The organism is Haemophilus parainfluenzae (genome assembly GCF_900450995.1).
Taxonomy (GTDB): Bacteria; Pseudomonadota; Gammaproteobacteria; order Enterobacterales; family Pasteurellaceae; genus Haemophilus_D; species Haemophilus_D parainfluenzae_O.
In genome coordinates this window covers 750516-768448 of record NZ_UGHY01000002.1, presented here as the reverse complement: position 1 = coordinate 768448, position 17933 = coordinate 750516, and the positions used below count along the sequence as shown (strand labels likewise).

18 protein-coding genes and 1 pseudogene are annotated in these 17933 nt (G+C 35.7%); 6 read left to right on the top strand and 13 right to left on the bottom strand.

Annotated features, from left to right (window positions below):
- Nucleotides 1–24 precede the first annotated feature (24 nt).
- The 3 genes and pseudogenes from DX522_RS03865 to arsC form a co-directional block, all read right to left on the bottom strand.
- Nucleotides 25–251 (bottom strand): annotated as a pseudogene (locus DX522_RS03865) (DUF5377 family protein); the annotation flags it as partial.
- A gap of 25 nt (nt 252–276) precedes the next feature.
- Nucleotides 277–531 (bottom strand): alternative ribosome-rescue factor A, encoded by a 255-nt coding sequence (locus tag DX522_RS03860; protein WP_115179887.1) that lies wholly within the window; start codon nt 529–531, stop codon nt 277–279.
- A gap of 65 nt (nt 532–596) precedes the next feature.
- Nucleotides 597–947, bottom strand: coding sequence for an arsenate reductase (glutaredoxin) (arsC, locus tag DX522_RS03855; protein ID WP_115179886.1), 351 nt, complete (start codon nt 945–947; stop codon nt 597–599).
- Nucleotides 948–1041: 94 nt separating this feature from the next.
- Between arsC and DX522_RS03850 the strand changes: the two genes are divergently transcribed.
- A complete protein-coding gene (locus tag DX522_RS03850) occupies nt 1042–2088 on the top strand; it encodes an AI-2E family transporter (RefSeq protein WP_115179885.1) in 1047 nt (348 codons plus the stop codon).
- A gap of 36 nt (nt 2089–2124) precedes the next feature.
- Here the strand turns inward: DX522_RS03850 and tsaA are convergent, their stop codons facing one another.
- Nucleotides 2125–2862 (bottom strand): tRNA (N6-threonylcarbamoyladenosine(37)-N6)-methyltransferase TrmO, encoded by a 738-nt coding sequence (gene tsaA / locus DX522_RS03845; RefSeq protein ID WP_115179884.1) that lies wholly within the window; start codon nt 2860–2862, stop codon nt 2125–2127.
- 61 nt (nt 2863–2923) lie between these two features.
- Between tsaA and DX522_RS03840 the strand changes: the two genes are divergently transcribed.
- From DX522_RS03840 to DX522_RS03830, 3 genes are all read left to right on the top strand, one after another.
- A complete protein-coding gene (locus DX522_RS03840; RefSeq protein ID WP_049363355.1) occupies nt 2924–3835 on the top strand; it encodes a 1,4-dihydroxy-2-naphthoate polyprenyltransferase in 912 nt (303 codons plus the stop codon).
- Between the two features lie 45 nt (nt 3836–3880).
- Nucleotides 3881–4381, top strand: coding sequence for a ribonuclease E activity regulator RraA (gene rraA, locus DX522_RS03835; RefSeq protein WP_065243719.1), 501 nt, complete (start codon nt 3881–3883; stop codon nt 4379–4381).
- Nucleotides 4382–4544: 163 nt separating this feature from the next.
- Nucleotides 4545–5930, top strand: coding sequence for a DASS family sodium-coupled anion symporter (locus tag DX522_RS03830; protein WP_115179883.1), 1386 nt, complete (start codon nt 4545–4547; stop codon nt 5928–5930).
- Between the two features lie 60 nt (nt 5931–5990).
- On the opposite strand, the gene plsB is transcribed toward DX522_RS03830, so the two are convergent.
- Nucleotides 5991–8444 carry a glycerol-3-phosphate 1-O-acyltransferase PlsB gene (plsB, locus tag DX522_RS03825; RefSeq protein ID WP_115179882.1) on the bottom strand — a complete coding sequence of 818 codons (2454 nt, stop codon included), beginning with the start codon at nt 8442–8444 and terminating at the stop codon, nt 5991–5993.
- 218 nt (nt 8445–8662) lie between these two features.
- On the opposite strand from plsB, the gene lexA reads away from it, so the two are divergent.
- Nucleotides 8663–9289, top strand: a complete 627-nt coding sequence (lexA, locus tag DX522_RS03820; RefSeq protein WP_005698192.1) for a transcriptional repressor LexA — start codon at nt 8663–8665, stop codon at nt 9287–9289.
- 283 nt (nt 9290–9572) lie between these two features.
- Here lexA and DX522_RS03815 read toward each other — a convergent pair whose 3' ends face one another.
- From DX522_RS03815 to DX522_RS03780, 8 genes are all read right to left on the bottom strand, one after another.
- Nucleotides 9573–10709: an IS1595 family transposase gene (locus DX522_RS03815; RefSeq protein WP_115179881.1), complete on the bottom strand. Its 1137-nt coding sequence runs from the start codon at nt 10707–10709 to the stop codon at nt 9573–9575.
- Between the two features lie 263 nt (nt 10710–10972).
- A complete protein-coding gene (locus DX522_RS03810) occupies nt 10973–11254 on the bottom strand; it encodes a hypothetical protein (RefSeq protein WP_129110919.1) in 282 nt (93 codons plus the stop codon).
- A gap of 390 nt (nt 11255–11644) precedes the next feature.
- A complete protein-coding gene (locus DX522_RS03805; RefSeq protein WP_115179879.1) occupies nt 11645–12151 on the bottom strand; it encodes a DUF4435 domain-containing protein in 507 nt (168 codons plus the stop codon).
- Nucleotides 12138–12590: an AAA family ATPase gene (locus tag DX522_RS03800; RefSeq protein WP_262054280.1), complete on the bottom strand. Its 453-nt coding sequence runs from the start codon at nt 12588–12590 to the stop codon at nt 12138–12140. The genes DX522_RS03805 and DX522_RS03800 overlap by 14 nt, the downstream gene beginning before the upstream one ends.
- 29 nt (nt 12591–12619) lie before the next feature.
- Nucleotides 12620–13465 carry an AAA family ATPase gene (locus DX522_RS03795; RefSeq protein WP_115179877.1) on the bottom strand — a complete coding sequence of 282 codons (846 nt, stop codon included), beginning with the start codon at nt 13463–13465 and terminating at the stop codon, nt 12620–12622.
- 517 nt (nt 13466–13982) lie between these two features.
- Nucleotides 13983–15143, bottom strand: coding sequence for an HNH endonuclease family protein (locus DX522_RS03790; protein WP_115179876.1), 1161 nt, complete (start codon nt 15141–15143; stop codon nt 13983–13985).
- A 116-nt stretch (nt 15144–15259) separates the two neighbouring features.
- Nucleotides 15260–16288 carry an adenine-specific methyltransferase EcoRI family protein gene (locus DX522_RS03785; RefSeq protein WP_115179875.1) on the bottom strand — a complete coding sequence of 343 codons (1029 nt, stop codon included), beginning with the start codon at nt 16286–16288 and terminating at the stop codon, nt 15260–15262.
- Nucleotides 16289–16430: 142 nt separating this feature from the next.
- Nucleotides 16431–16763 carry a helix-turn-helix domain-containing protein gene (locus tag DX522_RS03780; protein ID WP_115180884.1) on the bottom strand — a complete coding sequence of 111 codons (333 nt, stop codon included), beginning with the start codon at nt 16761–16763 and terminating at the stop codon, nt 16431–16433.
- Nucleotides 16764–16894: 131 nt separating this feature from the next.
- Between DX522_RS03780 and DX522_RS03775 the strand changes: the two genes are divergently transcribed.
- Complete coding sequence (locus DX522_RS03775; RefSeq protein WP_115179874.1) at nt 16895–17932, top strand: IS1595 family transposase; 1038 nt, start codon at nt 16895–16897, stop codon at nt 17930–17932.
- Nucleotide 17933 lies beyond the last annotated feature (1 nt).

Genomic DNA, 17933 nt, shown 5'->3' with positions numbered 1-17933 from the left:
ACCGAGAGAAACTGGGTCCAAATAATCCCCAAGAATTTGAATAACTCGCTTAATTCTGTAAATGAGCGTTTGATTTTTACTTGATCTTCTACTTTACGCACAAATTCATAACGCACATTTTTGCCTTCAAAATAAGCCGTGAGCGTCAGATAAATGGTTTCAAAAAAGTGGCTTTGAGCACCTTCTTCACCTGGATCACTGATACGGACATTCCAAGTATTGTTAAATAAAACTTCTGTTTTGATTGACATATAGACTTCCTCTGCTTGTTATTTTTTATACTGAAATTGAAACGAAAAACCCGATGATAAAATTTCTGAAATCAAAAACTTTATCATCGGGCTTTTCAAACCAATTGCTCGCATATTTTGCTTTGCGTTGATAACTGCCTTTGCCTTTACGTTTTTTCTCAATGCGTTGGCGAAATAATTTATCGTGTAACAGTGACATCACGGCATTATCTTTCACGACACCTTTGGTGTGTTTATAAATGGGCTGATTTTCAACCGCACTTTTTGTTTTTTTCGTCATATTTACCTCTAAAAAATTGCCGTGAAGTGCTTCACGGCAAGTCATTATAGCGAAAATGAATAGAATTACAAAATGGCGAGTACGCTTTCAGGCGGTCGTCCAATTTTGGCTTTTTCACCTTTTACCACAATCGGGCGTTCTAATAGGGCTGAATTTTCACTGATGGCTTTTAATAAATCATCATTAGTTAATGCAAGATTATCTAACCCTAATGATTGATAAAGCTCATCTTTGGTACGCATCATTTTTCTGACATCATCTAATCCTAATTTATTAGCCAGTTGCTGTAATGCTTCAACAGAGTAGTGTTGTTGCAAATAAAGTTCAATCGTCGGTTGAATGCCTTTTTCTTCTAATAAAGCTAAGGTTTCACGGCTTTTTGAGCAACGTGGATTATGATAAATCTTAACAGACATAACGTTTCCTTCTATTTTATGTTGAATGAGTGGATATAGGATTGATTTAAATTTTAACTTATAATGACAAAAAATACTTGTTTAGGAAGACTTTATGTTTGAAATGCTAAAAAATTGGTATAGTCGCCGCTTAAGCGATCCGCAGGCGATGGGGCTACTTGCCATTTTGTTATTTGGCTTTATTGCGATTTATTTCTTTAGTGATTTAATCGCCCCGTTGCTGATTGCCATTGTATTAGCATATTTATTGGAAATGCCAATTAATTTCCTGACGAAAAAATTAAAATTTCCCCGAATGCTCGCCACGTTAATTATTTTTGGTGGTTTTTTAACCTTGGCGTTATTAGTTTTCTTCGGGCTAGTACCAACATTATGGAATCAAACGATTTCCTTATTAAGCGATTTGCCGGCCATGTTCAATAAATTACATGAATGGTTGTTAGCCCTTCCTGAGCATTATCCTGAACTCATCGATTACACCATGATTGATACCTTTTTTAGTGCTGCTAGAGCGAAGATTTTGGGCTTTGGTGAATCTGCGGTGAAATTGTCGATTACCTCATTAATGAACCTTGTATCACTGGGTATTTATGCATTTTTAGTGCCATTAATGATGTTCTTTATGCTGAAAGATAAAACCGAACTTCTTGCGGGTGTAAGCCGATTTTTGCCTAAAAACCGTCTTTTAGCTTCTAAAGTATGGAATGAGATGCAGCAACAAATTGCGAATTATATTCATGGCAAGTTGTTGGAGATTTTGATTGTTGGCGTGGTGACTTATATCATCTTTTTAAGCTTTGGTTTAAATTATCCGTTATTACTTTCTGTTGCCGTAGGTCTTTCTGTCTTAGTCCCTTATATTGGTGCGGTATTGGTGACGATTCCTGTTGCTTTAGTTGCCATGTTCCAGTTTGGCATTTCTCCAACGTTTTGGTATTTAATTGTGGCCTTTGCGGTAAGTCAACTTCTAGATGGAAACCTGTTAGTACCGTATTTATTCTCCGAAGTCGTTAATTTACATCCTTTAGTAATCATTATTTCGGTGCTGATTTTCGGTGGATTATGGGGGTTCTGGGGCGTATTTTTCGCTATTCCATTGGCAACGCTCGTCAAAGCTGTGCTGAATGCATTGCCAGATTAGACAGAATTAAAACGATAAAAAGAAAGCTGACGAAAGTCAGCTTTTTTGTTCTTTTAATTTTTGGATATCGAGAATTTCGACACAATCTGTTGTCCCAGCTTTAATACGCCATTTAATATTAAATTCGTAAAGACTAATACCATAAATGCGATCGGTTTCTTTACCTTGTTGATAAGCCGGGCGAGGATCTTGTGCGATCACTTCCGTAATGAATCTTGCTAAGTGTGGTCGATTTTTGTGATATTTTTCAACCGCACTTTGGGCCATTTCTGTAAATTCTACGTTTAATTTTGCAGGTGGCTTTTCTTGTGCAAAACTTGACTTTGCCTCGGGTTCACTATCAGCATAGGCAATATAAGGCTTAATATCAAAAATCGGTGTGCCATCTACAAGATCCACAGAGCCCAAATGCAGAAAAACACGCCCATGAATACATTCCACTTGGCGCAATTCTACTTTGGATAAGCCTAGCGGATTAGGGCGATGCGTAGCGCGTGAAGCAAATACACCGACACGTTGATTGCCGCCTAAAAGAGGGGGGCGAACAGTGGATTGCCATTTCCCATGGGGTATTTTGTCGAATTGGAAAATAAGCCAAAGATGGCTAAATTGCTCTAATCCTCGCACAGCCTCTGGTGAATTATAGGGAGGTAGCAGTTCCACAATACCAATACCATCTTGTACTAAATCAGGCTGGCGTGGCACCGAGAATTTTTCTTTGTAAGGCGTGTGAATCACCGCAATTGGGTGAAGAGTCAGTGTTAAATCATTCATAAAAAGGCAATTTCCGTGTAGAATACGCCCTTTATTGTAATCAAAAGTGCGGTCAAAAAAAATGACAAATCATAAATTGAAAATGTGGTGGGAAACCGCTCGCCCAAAAACCTTGCCTTTGGCATTAGCTTCTATTTTTACTGGCTCAGCATTGGCATATTGGGCGGATAAAGAAAGTTTTAATCTCACCGTGATGTTACTTTGCTTGCTCACTACTATTTTATTGCAAGTACTTTCCAACTTTGCTAACGATTACGGCGATCATCAAAAAGGGTCAGATACCGAAGAACGTATTGGGCCTTTACGTGGTATTCAGCAAGGTGCAATTTCTGCGAATGAGCTTAAATGGGGCTTAATTTTAATGGCGGTGGGAGCATTTTTCTCAGGTGCATTCTTAATTGGTATAGCATATCAAAGTCTCACAGATTTATTGGCCTTTGCAGGTTTGGGTATTCTTGCCATTATTGCTGCCATTACTTATACCGTAGGGGCTAAACCTTATGGTTATTTAGGTTTAGGCGATCTGTCAGTATTGCTCTTTTTTGGTTTATTGGGGGTAGGTGGAACTTATTATCTACAAACTCACAGCATTGATAGCTTAATTACTTTACCTGCGTTAGGCTCAGGTTTATTAGCAACAGCCGTTTTAAATATCAATAATTTACGTGATATTGAGCAAGATGCGAAAGTAGGGAAAAATACCCTGGTTGTGCGTATTGGCCCGAAGAAAGGACGTATTTATCATTGTGTTTTATTAAGTGTTGCGGCTTTATGTTATGTGCTATTTGCGGCATCAACAGCGTTTAGTCCTTGGCATTTCTTATTTTTATTGGCATTTCCACTGTTATTAAAACACGCCTTATTTGTTTATCGTAGCAAAGAACCTGCAGTGTTACGTCCTATGCTAGCACAGATGTCAATGATTTCTTTATTTATAAATATCTTGTTTAGTTTAGGCTTGCTTATCGGCTAAATCGGCTTATACTAGAGAAAAAATTTTACCGACAAGGGGTACATTATGTATATCGATACTTCAGAACTTTGTGATATTTATGCTGATCAAGTGGATGTGGTTGAACCAATTTTTTCTAGTTTTGGTGGTGTCAGCAATTTCTACGGCAAAGTGACGACAGTAAAATGTTTTGAAAATAATGGATTAATTGCCGAAATTCTCGAAGAAAATGGTAATGGCAGAGTGCTTGTCGTAGATGGCGGTGGTGCAGTACGTCGTGCCTTAATTGATGCTGAGCTTGCACAACTTGCGGCAGATAATGACTGGGCGGGTATTATTGTTTATGGTGCCGTGCGTCAAATTCAACAGCTTGAAAATATTGATATTGGTATTCATGCGCTTGCACCAATTCCAGTTGGCGCAGATGAAAATAATCATGGTGAAAGTGATCTTCCTGTAAATTTTGGTGGCGTGACGTTCTTCCCTGAAGATTATATTTATGCTGATTTAACAGGTATTATTCTTTCACAAGAAGCATTAGATTTAGAAGATTTCGAAGAAGAATAATTTTGAAATTATTGACCTTTTTAAAGTGCGGTTAGAAATAACCGCACTTTTTTTGTTAAAATTTTTTTGAACAAGATCACATTTTAAACATTTGTTGGTTGAAAGTTTGTAACATTCATTTAACATCGCAAATAGTTCATCTGTAATCAGTTTGGAGGGACTCATGAACGAAACAAACACAGCAAAAAATTATAAAAGTGGGATTATCTTTCTGCTAGCGATAGCCTGTTTTTTTATTTTACTTAAAGCCTTACCTTTTGCACCTAAGGAAAATGCAGGTTTAGCATTATTAGCTTTGGTAGCAATCCTTTGGTTAACTGAAGCATTACATGTCACAGTGACCGCTCTATTGGTGCCATTGCTTGCGATTGCACTTGATTTGGTGACAACCAAGCAAGCTTTGGTCGCCTTTGCCGATCCAACCATTTTCTTATTCTTTGGTGGATTTGCTTTAGCGACGGCTTTACATATGCAAAAGCTTGATAAAATGATTGCTAATAAAATCATGGCGATGGCTCGTGGTAATTTATTGGTTGCTGTGATGTACCTTTTCTCTATTACCGCTTTCCTTTCTATGTGGATGAGTAACACTGCGACAGCTGCAATGATGTTACCTTTAGCCATGGGGATCTTAAGCCAACTTGATAAAGAAAAAGAACACAATACTTATGTCTTCGTATTATTGGGTATTGCATACAGTGCGAGTATTGGTGGTATGGGAACATTAGTGGGTAGTCCACCAAATGCTATCGTCGCAAGTAACTTACATTTAACTTTCTCAGATTGGTTATGGTATGGCTTGCCAATTATGATTATTTTGATGCCATTAATGGTTGGTACGCTTTTCATTGTATTTAAACCAAAACTTAATTTACGTTTTGAGCAAAATTTTGAGCGTATTGAAATGAATGGCCAACGTATTTTAACGCTTGTAATTTTTGCTGTAATTGCACTTTGCTGGGTATTTAGTAGCTATATTAATCCAATGATTTCAGGTGTATTTGGTCTTGCCAAAAATATCGGTAGTTTTGATAGCGTGGTAGCATTACTTGCTGCTGTTGTTATTTGTTCTACTGGTGTGGCGAATTGGAAACAAATTCAAGAAAATACTGACTGGGGCGTATTGATGCTTTTCGGTGGTGGTTTAACCTTGAGTGCAGTGTTAAAAGATTCTGGTGCAAGTAAAGTTCTAGCTGACGGTATTGTATTCTTAGTTCAAGGGCAACACTACTACCTCATTGGTTTATTGGTCGCAACCTTCATTATTTTCTTAACTGAATTCACTTCCAATACCGCGAGTGCAGCGTTATTAGTACCAATCTTTATTTCTATCGCACAATCTCTCGGTATGCCGGAAATTGGTCTTGCGTTAATTATCGGTTTAGGTGCATCTTGTGCATTTATGTTACCGGTAGCAACACCGCCAAATGCAATCGTGTTTGGTACAGGTGAGGTCCGCCAAAGTGATATGGTTAAAGCTGGGTTTATCTTAAATATTGTGTGTATATTGGTTATCGCGACAATAGGATATTATTTCTGGTTGAATTAATCGTATAAAGAAAAGGGCGTGTTGGATCTCCAATACGCCCTTTTGTTATTTCACTAAAGATTATTCATCTTTATTTGATTTATCTTCTTCTACTTCAATCTTAACTTCATCTGCTTTATCTGCCGCGCTATTGATCGTTAAGCAAATCTCACTAGAAATTAAATGTTCTAAGATTGTGGCAAGCTCGTGTAATTTTTCTTTGTCATCATCGAAGTAACCTTCTTCTTTCAAGTGAGCAATGAAGGCAGAGAATACTGCTTTATCAAAGAATTCTGGCGCATTAATACCGTGTAATACGGAAAGACGCTGTGCCACCAATTGGCTTTCTTTTTCTAGTAAACCACGGGCAATTTCAGGATCTCTACGCAAAATGCTTACTGTAATGTAGTAGCGTTGTAAGATTTCGCGCATACCCGCAGACCAAAGTTGTAAAATACGCACTTTAGAGCGGTGGATCGATAAGAAATTATCATTGGATTGAATAACTTCTTGACACGCAAATTCATCAATAATAGCTTTAATTTGTGTATCTAATTCTTCTTCAGTGAAATGAAGGAAGAGTTCACCTTTTAAGAATGGATAAATTTTACGTACCGCATCCAATAATAAATCTTTTTGAATCGCTTCATAATGTAAAACGATACTCGCGATAAGTGAAGGCAACACAAATAAGTGTTGAATATTATTGCGGTAATACGTCATGAGAACAGCGGAATTACGTTCTAAACGAATAATTTCCCCAAAGTTATCTTTTTCAACTAACACGCCAACACGGTCTAAGCTTAGTACATGCTCAAGCATCGCTTTTGGTGTATCAGTTGGCAGTACCACATCAGTAGAATACGGTGCATTCTTTAACATTTCTTGATAACTAGAGAGTTGTTCTAGTAGCTGTTCATGAGAAAGTGCACGCTGACGAGAAGAGAGTAGAGCGGTCCCCACTAAATTCATCGCATTGACAGCAGCCGCTTTATTAATATTCACCATCACTTGATTAGAAATAGACCCAACAGCATGGTTAAACCAGTGAGGTTTATCTTCATGATGTTGTTCTTTCCATTCTGGATAATGGTGATTGAGGTAATTGGAAAGCGTGATTGGCTCACCGAAATTCACAAAACCTTGACCTAAATTACGTAATTTTTTAATCACACGTAAAACTAAGCCAGCATTTTCTTTTTCTTTCGCTGCGCCACGTAATTCTTTTGCGTAAGTGTCCACTTCTAATACGTGCTCATAACCGATATACACCGGCACTACAGAAATAGGACGAGTCTGGTTATGTTGAAGTGCTTGTAGCGTCATTGACATCATACCAGTTTTCGGTGCAAGCAAGCGACCTGTACGAGAACGGCCACCTTCAATGAAGTATTCGACGGAATAACCGCGGTGGAATAATTCCCCTAAATACTCACGGAAAATTGCAGAGTAAAGGCGGTTACCTTTAAACGTACGGCGAATAAAGAATGCTCCCCAGCTACGGAATAAAGGACCCGCTGGCCAGAAGTTTAAGTTGATCCCCGCTGCAATATGTGGCGGTACAAGACCTTGGTGATAGAGCACATAAGAAAGTAATAAATAGTCAATGTGACTACGGTGACAAGGCACATAAACAATCTCATGTCCTTCTAATGCTAATTTACGCACGCGGTCCGCATTTTGTACATCAATACCGGAATACAGTTTGTTCCATAGCCAACGTAAGAAACGGTCTGCCGCACGAAGGCTGGAATGGCTTACATTAGCTGCAATTTCACGAAGAATTTTTTCGGCTTCAGCATAGGCTTTATCGCGGCTGATATTTTTTGATTTTGCCTCATCTTCAATGGCATTTTGAATTGCTTGAGAATTTAATAGCTTATTAAACATGGCTTCGCGGTTTGGCAAGCGAGGCCCTGTCGCGGAAATGCGTTGTTTAGCAAAGTGCATTTTAGCCACGCGAGCCAGTTTTTGTGCAATTTTTTCATCAGAACCATGTTCATTTACCATGTAACGCAAAGAAAGCGCTTGAGAAAAACGCACAAAAGTATCACGACCAAACCAAATTGCCGCAAAGGTTTTTTGAATGCCATTCAATAAACGCAGATTCGGTAAGCTTGCTTTATCTTCTTTACCTGGTGAACGTCCCCAAAGCACCGAAACAGGGATCAATTGTACATCTAAATCAGCAACATCACGATGCAATTCTAAGTATTTATTGAAGACTTTGGCGGTTTCATCTTTTGCGCCTTTTGATTTAAAAAAGCGACGACCTTCGTCTAAATAGACATAACGTGGTAATGCTACGCCATCAATCACATTCTTTTCAGCTGGATCAGGCAAACCTACGCTCAAACAGTTACGACGGAAAATGACGAAGTCAGTTTGAGAGGTGTAAGGCAAAACATAAAGAATAGGTTGATTGATATTGAGTTGAAGCTCTTCAATTGGTTGAGCGGGGATTGGATTATTTTTTACTAAAACCGAAAGCGGTAATTCTAATAATTTACGATAAGTACTTACGATGCCAGACATAATTAACGTTCTCTTTTTGTTAGACATTTCTAGGTATTGTCAGGCATTTTAACACATTAGACCAGTCAAATTCTAAAAATTTACATTTGAGATTTGTGATGAACACTCAAAAATATGAAAAAAATTGACCGCACTTTTATCGCTAGAAAATAGTTGTTGCAATCGTCATCTTTCTGTATATACTAACAGTTATTCTGTATAAAGTAACAGGAGTGTATATGAGACCATTAACTGCCAGACAACAAGAAGTGCTGGAACTCTTAAAGCGCCATTTAGAAACTACGGGTATGCCGCCAACTCGTGCAGAAATTTCTCGTGAATTAGGCTTTAAATCCCCTAATGCGGCGGAAGAACATTTAAAAGCACTTGCTCGTAAAGGTGCAATTGAAATTGTTGCAGGGGCTTCTCGCGGTATTCGCATTATTGATGACAGTGCAAATGATGAGGAAGAAGAAGGCTTACCGCTCATCGGCCGCGTAGCAGCAGGGGAGCCGATTCTGGCTGAGCAACATATTGAAGGCACTTATCGTGTTGATGCGAATATGTTTAAGCCACAAGCTGACTTTTTATTAAAAGTATATGGTCAATCCATGAAAGATATCGGTATTTTAGACGGCGATCTTCTTGCCGTACATAGCACAAAAGATGTGCGAAATGGACAAATTGTTGTTGCCCGAATTGAAGATGAAGTGACAGTAAAACGCTTAGAACGCAAAGGTTCAGTTATTTATCTGCATGCAGAAAATGAAGAGTTTCAGCCGATTGTTGTTAATCTTGAAGAACAACCTCATTTTGAAATTGAAGGGATTGCAGTAGGGATTATTCGTAATAACGCTTGGATGTAATGATGAAAGTGCGGTGAGAAAATAAAGTGTTTTTTCGGTATTATGTAGCAGTTGCACAAAGTCCGAAAATTGACTAATTTACCGCATAAATTTGAATGCCTTTCCGAATAAAAATCGTGAAAGGCATTTCTTTTAACTAAAATTATAACTTCAACCTCGCAATTTTTCACATCAAATTTCCATTTTTTCAAATTCAAGGCGTAGCTAATCCTCTCAACCTTTATTCAGGTAAGTTATTTCTTTCTATATAATTCTATCTAAGTCTATTAGCGTCTATACGATTCTATGCTGCCATCAGAATTTCATCGTATGCAGTTTGTTCTTCAAGTCGCTTAAAGTAGTGTGATGAAATTTCGTTAGGTGCAAAGGCTTTCATACCGAGAAGCTCACCTTCACGATGATTTCCTTGCCAGTAACCGATCCACTCTTTGAGCGGCAATACCCATAAGCAACGTTTGAGGACATCTTCAAAGAGTTCCCCATTTGATTTACGGCGGTTATCTGAAAAGAATGCAGCTTGATTAGCATAATGTAAGGCATATTTATTATCGGTTTTATGATGTGTGCCACGCATTAAATCACGCATTCTGGCATTAAAGGATTCTGCTAGATTGTTGTTTACACCTTTCGCACTATAAGCCTCTTGATGATTCACCGACCAACGGGTGTAGTGAAAATCAAGACTTTTATAAGCAGGGTTTTCATCACACATAATATCACTGCCTGCTTTCACAAAGCGTTGATTCAATGCAAAAACAGTATCCGCATTTTCGGTGTAATCCATTGCAACAATGGTACGATTTGCTCCAGATATATTACTATCATTTGCAGCACGTTGTGTAATAGCGAATAGACAATGTTTAGTCGTTCTAAATTTAGGATATTTGCGACCTTTCTCATCGGCTTTTTGACGTTGTTTATGATTGTTTTTACGAAAATTAGTTGGACGCAAGGTAAAGTTGATCCACATTCCATCTTCATGAACTTCGCCTGACAATGGACTTAAATCGCGCGTTTTAAATAAAGCTTCGCGAACTTTCCCACAAAGTACAAATGCCGTTTTGTAGTTCAAATTAAGATGACGACTAACATCAATCGCACTAATGCCTTTTGAGCTATTTACCATCATTAAAATGACAGCAAGAATATCGACTAAATCAACTTTATGAAAGGCAAAGGCTGTATTTGTCGTAATATAAAAATGGCGTTTGCAATGTTTGCAGCACCAACGTTTACGAGAAGCAAGGAAATAGGCTTCGTGGCGAATACCGCAATGCGGACAGCATACATCACGAACATTATCAGGGTTGCCCCAACGGTGAGTTTTTAAAAGGTGAAAAGCATTTTCTTCAGTAAGGCGTAAAATATCTTTTAAATTGATGTTTTTTGATTTACTTGAAAGTAAATAATGTTGAGCCATTGCGAATTTCCTTGTGTAGTACAAGGCATTCGAGATTTGCTAAACGCCAGACACAAAAAATCGCCCACTTGAAAATCTCAAGTCGGCTCAAAGCATTTATGCCTCGAATACCGTACCGCCACAAGGAACTTGTGGACTTAACGCCTAGATAAACTCATTGCAGCATTCGCCCATAATGTGCAAAATGTTCAATTTTGACGGTTTATCTATCTTTCACATTTAAGGGAAAGTAAAGGCAAATCATTGATTCGTGACTAAGTTTATTATTCATCCTTAGATAATTCCAGACCATACCAGAGACGACCTTCGGTCTGCATTATGACTACTTTAGCATCTATTTCATGTTCAATGAGTATTTCATTAATTTCATCAAATACATCTCTTCTTTCTTTTATATTAGAGTTGTAAAAAAATAACTTTTCAGGAGCATTATATTTTTTACCATTTGAAATTAAATAGTTACAACAACCAATTTTTAATAATTCGTCTTTAAGAAGCTCATACTTCTTATCTGAATCAATAAATATAGAATACATCTTATCCAACTCATCTCTCCATTAATATAAATCCTTCACAAGAAGATATTTGTTTTACGTCACATTTTTGAGCTAAGTATCTTAGAAATTTTAATTTATCTATCGAACAATTACCAACATACTTTAATTTTTCAAGGAATAATGGAAACAAATGCTCTTTACCAGAAATAAATCTTAATTTATCACTATCTTTACAGATTTTATTTGAGATTGATGATTTTATTACATCATACGAAGGACAATTTTTATACAAGGCATCTATGTCATTACATAGTTCATTAACCTTATTTTCGGATAGCTTATAATATATACCTTTACTGCATAATTCCTTATTTTTTATCTTATCTAAAGAATTTGATATTAATGCTGGGTTAGGACCTTCAATTTCCTTTAACTCATTTAATGAGAATGCAATAGCAAAACTTTCATATAAAGGAGTGATAAAATCATTGAATTAAATTCATTAATTTTTAGTTTAGAAGAAAAGTCCTCTATTTTAGATGAATTAATATTTAAGAATTCGATTATACTCTCTTCATCCGTTCTTAACAGTAAATTCTCTATACAATACATAGGTAAAATATAAAGACCTTTCTGACAAGGCTCATTTTTAGTTAATAAATATAGATCTCCATCGATTATACATAAACTCGGACTATAAGGTGCTTCATTCTCTTGAATAAGACTCTTATGTTTATTAAGAACTAATGTCCTTGAGCCTACAGGTTCAATTTTTATATTAGAAAATTTGCCTGAGAAAAGCTTGCTAAATATTAAGTAATATATTTTATCATATCCTTCAGAGGTATCCTCTATATATAAATGCAAAACATCATTTATATCTTGATAAAAATTTTCTCTTAAATGTTTGATATTTTGTCTTTTGGGCAAGTCATTTATTGTCATTTTTTGCTCTGCAACTTAAAGGAATACACTTATCTTCTAGATCATAAATTAATTCTGGAGAATGGGTTGCTAATATTAGTTGAACAGTTTTATTTTCTTTAAAGTTTTCAAAAAAATTTCTTAACATATCTTGCCAATGAACATGTAAAGATAGTTCAGGTTCATCAATTAATACTAAAGAATTATTTTTTTCTCTAAATATAATATGGGATACAATAGTAATCACTTGTTGTTCACCTGAAGAAAGTTCATTTATATTGAGTTTTCTCTTAGAGGCTGTATGTGTTGCGAAAATTTTTCCTGTTGAAGTAACACTTATACATTTCCCTGTATATTGAAGGAAATTATTTATTGTATCTATAAAGTATGTTATAGGTTTTCTAACGCCCTCAACACCTTTATTATACCCTTCTATCTTTCTTATAATTTTTTTAGTTATTTCAAGCTTCTGACTGTTTAGTATTAAAACTATTCGTCTTTCTTCCTCTTTTTTGTTTTATTTATCTCTGATAGTTTATCAAAAAAATCATTGATTTTATCTTTAATATTTTTTATATTAAACTTTTTCTCGATATTTTCTATTGTTCTGATTACATCAGGCTTGCTTTTAATCAATTCATTAATGTCACTTTCATAATTTGAAATTTGTAAATGATCATTTACGGTCATGAATTCAAAACAAATTTGTAGAATGTCAGAATATAGATTTACTTGCAGACTCTCAATTTCATTATGTAGTATTTTAATTTTATTCTCGATAGCATTTTTTATTTCATTATGAGATAGTTCTGCCTTACTAGAAAAATATTTTCTTATTAAAAAATTATCCTGAAAATCATTGAAATCTTGACTAATCTTATTTTCAATCATATTTCTTTTTAAGTCTAAAAATAAACAAGAGAATTCTTTTGGAATTATTTTATAAAACTCACTTCTTTTGAATTTATATTCTATTTCTTCAAATGAATCACTTTTAGGTATGTTAATCCATATTTTTTCGTCAACAAGATCAGGATTATCATTAATCTCTTTTGTAATATTCTTAATATTTAACTTTTTGATAGAATTATCTAGCCTACATTCTATTTTATATTTATTTCTATCTTTTTCCAAATAAACAATAATATTACTAAACTCAAGGTTAGATAAGTAATGAAAGTCAGGAATTGGAGCAGTTATAGCTTTTATAGTTTTTAATACTGCCGTTTTCCCAACACCATTAATACCAGTAATGAAATTAAGATCACTATTAAATGTGATATCTATATCTAAGAAACCATGTAATTTTGAACAGAGAAAACGAGTAATTTTCATACAATACCTATACTTTACAATAACCATTTTTTATCATGGTATATAATTATTAAGATTAGACGCGACAACTACACTCGTCAAGCCCCTGTATAGAATGTAACCTTAAATCTTTTAGTCGTCAATGATAGTTTGTATGTAAAACATTCATCTATTTATCTATAACAAAAAAGCCCCCTTTCGAGGCTTTTGGGATAAGGTATTCTCCCATAACGTGCGAGATGCTCAATTCTTGCGGTTTATCTATCTTTCTCATTTGAAGAAAAGCTAGAGGCAAAATTCTTGATTCGTTGGCAAATTGTAGTCATTCTTGCTGAGAGTTTTTCCCTAAAAAATGAGTTTTGAATGTAATCCGAAATTACGGATTCGTCAAGTAAAAACCCCTTTCGGGGCTGATTTAAGGTATGAATAATCAGGTTCTGGTTGTTCATTGAACCTTGATAATTTGCTCATACCCATAACAAGGATATATAGATAAAATCAAAAATAGGTTTACTCAATTTTATTTTCGATCATTTTTCTATTTATTTCCTTTTATGCGATTATGTGTAAGGCAAAGCATCTCACAATTTTCAAGTGTACTGTCACCTCCTTTACTCCAAGCGGAAACATGGTCGGCTTCCATTTCTTTCAAAGCCCAGATTCTGGTTTTATTGGCATTATCTCCATTGGCACAAAGTGGACAATTTGAGATACCTTGTTGTTTTGCCTTATCTGTTTGTATTCTGTAGGCTTGTTTTTTGATTTTATCATCAAAAATACGGATATTTAACAATCGTGTATTAGAAGAATCTCCCAATACAAATTCCCAAATACCTTTGCGATTAGTTACATTTTCATCAAAATACAATTTATTGATTTCATCTTTCAATTTACTTGGACTGTATGGTTTGTCTTTATAGGTTTTGTACAAGCGCCCCCATTCTAAGCCACACATATCTTTTTTTACTTCGCTAAATGTAGTATTAATCCAATCAATTACACTTTCAAAATATGCTTTTAATTCGTCAATATTGTTATCAGTGCGATGCTTTGCCATATAGCCATCAATATCACCACAACTTACCCAACCTAATGCGCACTCCAAAATTTCTTGGCGTTTAACATCACCTTTGATATAAGCATTCCATTTTTGTATATTGGTATTACGAGAGTTACTAAACCACTCTTTAGCTTTAGTAACAAAAATACCTGAATAAATAGCGTTTCGTAATTCTTGTTCATTGAGCGGTACGCCTACGATGTTAATAGTTTTAAACCATTGTTTTATTTCGCTTTCTGTACCATAGCATTCGTAAACTAAAATAGTTGTATTTAAGATTTTTTCTTGTTGGTCTTTGGGTAAACTATCAAATGTATTTTCAATACCATTGAATACAATAGAAAATTTATTGGTAACAAAACGCCCAATACTGGTAATACGTTGCTGTCCATCCAATACTTCAAAGTTACCGTCATCAGTTTGATTAAAATAAATCAACCCGAGTGGATAGCCGTTCAAAATAGATTGGATAACGGCAACATCTTTTTTACCATCATTGTAAATGTAACTGCGTTGATATTCTGGCTGAATAGTGAGCTTGCCTGATAAGCCAAATAACCCTTTCCCCTCTAATTCGTTATAAACAAAACCATCACAGAGTTGTTGAATTGTGATTGACGTATTTAAGTTAGTTTTCATTTTCAAGTAGCCTTATTTAGTAATATGTTTAATAAGAATACGACCATAAGTGCGTTTGCCGTTAATAACCGTACAGCCACCTCTATCTTCAGGGTGCTGAGAATAATTTAAAATTTCTAATATTTCTTTAGGGCAGAAGCTCGTGTATTACCGCTTGTTTGCCAAATAATTTTGAACTGTTCAGGGCAATATTTATCCAAAAAACTAATCGGAACTCCCATTACCCCATTATAATCACTTGGAATACCGTTAGTTCTAGGAATTTCAATAGCATCATAATTATCATATTTTTGATATGCATTAGGATCATTGGTAATTTGTTTGTTAAATTTTAGATTGTCTGCCATTGTCATTAGTTGTAATGGTTGATGACGACGACCATGTTCTAAATTTGAATACCAGCAGACAGCAGGTACTCGATTAACTTTCTCTCCATTTTGCTCTCGTTCAAATTTATAACTTTCTGCATAAACAAAATTTTCAGGGACTTTAAAATACATACCTTGATTAAAACCTGTTGCTCCAAGCCACATTTTATTTTCTTTGATTAAAGGGAAAGTTTCTTTGTAAGTAATAGCATTCATATTACCAATTACCGCAAATTTTTTACCTGCTTCAACAATCCAAGCTAAAAATTCTCGAAATAAGGAAAAAGGAGGATTAGTCACGATAATATCTGCCTCATCTCGCAAGGCTTTGATTTCATCACTACGAAAATCTCCATCGCCTTCTAAATATCGCCATTCTAAATCTTGCAAGTCAATAATACCATCAGCATTACAATCTTGAGTAAGGGTAAAAATTTTGCCTTTTTGTGGAGATCGTTGAGCGTCAAATTTCGGGTCATTGCGTTCAAATGATGAGGGCTGGAACCGAGTGTTTAAATGCTTAGATTGATGGGCGTAACTAGTACTAATAAGCTTTTTGAGTCCTAAACGATGAAAATTTTGAGCAAAGTATTTGGTAAAATTACTCCATTCAGGATCGTCGCATGGTAGCAAAATGGTTTTATCACGAAATACATTAGCATCGAAATCAAGATAAGCGTTCATCTCTTTTTCAATATCGTGAAATTGAGTATAGAACTCATCATTTTTGGCTTTTTTCGCTACTGAAAGATTGGTATTTTTAGTAGATTTAGACATTTTCAATCTCCCCCAAAAAAGGATTGGAAGATTGAAAACCTGTTGTTAGACTATTCTGCGTTGCGTTGCGTTGCGTTGCGTTGCGTTGCGTTGCGTTGCGTTAAACATTTTTTGATCCTTACGTTTGTGTGTCAAGTAATAATTATTGTTTCTCTGAAATTTCTTTAAAAGAAATTGAGAAAGCATCTTTTAAGTTTTTAGGCATCGTGCGATAGTTGTTGAGTAATTTTTCTTCTTGCTCTGACATCGCAATTTCTTGCATTGCAATCTGAAACATTTCCCCTTCACCACTCACGAGCCAGTTCAAATTCACGCCAGCTTTGGCAATGCCTGACATTCCTTCTGCATTAGGCTCACGTTCACCACCGATATAGCCCTGCATCGTACGATAAGCTATTCCTGCCTGCTCTGCAAAATCTGTAATTTTCCAATTTTTAGCTTCACAAACTTGTCTCAATCTTTCTGATATACACATTTGAGCGTTCCATTTTCGATTTAAAATTGACAAATTACGCAAACGAGCGTATATTTGTTTTCGGTTTAAACGCATTTTATCACGTTTGAGCATATTTAAAATCTCTATTAACATAAATTTTAAACAAGACGATGACTCAGCATTTCTTACTTTCTAGCAAAGCTCGCACGCTTTCTTCCTACGAGATTGCACAACTCTCGGAAGAAGAAGCGTATGATTTGCTTTGTGAATTAAGATGGGGTGGAAAAGAGTTTATCACTTGTCCTAAATGTGGGGTACAACACAAGCCTTATTATATTTCTACACGCAAACAATGGCGTTGCAAATATTGTAATCATACTTTCAGCGTCACTTCTGGCACCATTTTTGCCAATCGCAAGAAACCGATTAAGGTTTATCTCTATGCTTTAATGGAGTGGGTAAATGCCGTCAAAGGCTTATCTTCCCTTCAATTAGCGCGTAATGCAAAACTTAATCCTCGCACGGCATTTGTTTTATCACATAAATTCCGCAAGGCGTTATTAGAAAGTCGTGATATGAACCCCCTTTCAGGTGTAGTGGATATGGACGGCACTTATGTGCATCCTGCACCACGTAAAGCGAATAAGAAAGCTGACCGCATTGACTATCGCTTAAAGGAAAATCAGAATCCTGATAAACGTTGTGTAATGGTTGCTCGTGAGCATTATTCGCCAGAAGAAAAAGCCAGTAATGCGCTGCATTGTGGAGCAAAACGTTCTCACGTTTTTGTGGCACATACAGAATCGCAATCAGTAGTGAAAAGTTTTGCTGAAAAATTCATTAAACCTAATACGCAAATCAATACCGATGAAAGTACGGCTTATGATGTCTTGTTGCCTTACTATAACTTGAGAACGGTAAACCATAAAGAAGAATATCGTAGTGACTTAGGTGTAACAAACAATCAGGCAGAAAGTCTATTCAGTCGTTTTAAGCGTATGTATTACGGACAAGTTCACCGAATCAGCAACGAATACTTACTTAACTATGCTAATGAAATTGCGTACCGTGAGGACAATCGCCGTACTTCAAATAAAGCGCAGTTTATTGATGTATTAAGTCGATGTTTGAAAACCACCAACGATAACAATGAATGGTGCGGTTATTGGCAGCGTAAAATTATTCATCAAGAAGTGATTTGGCAGTAGA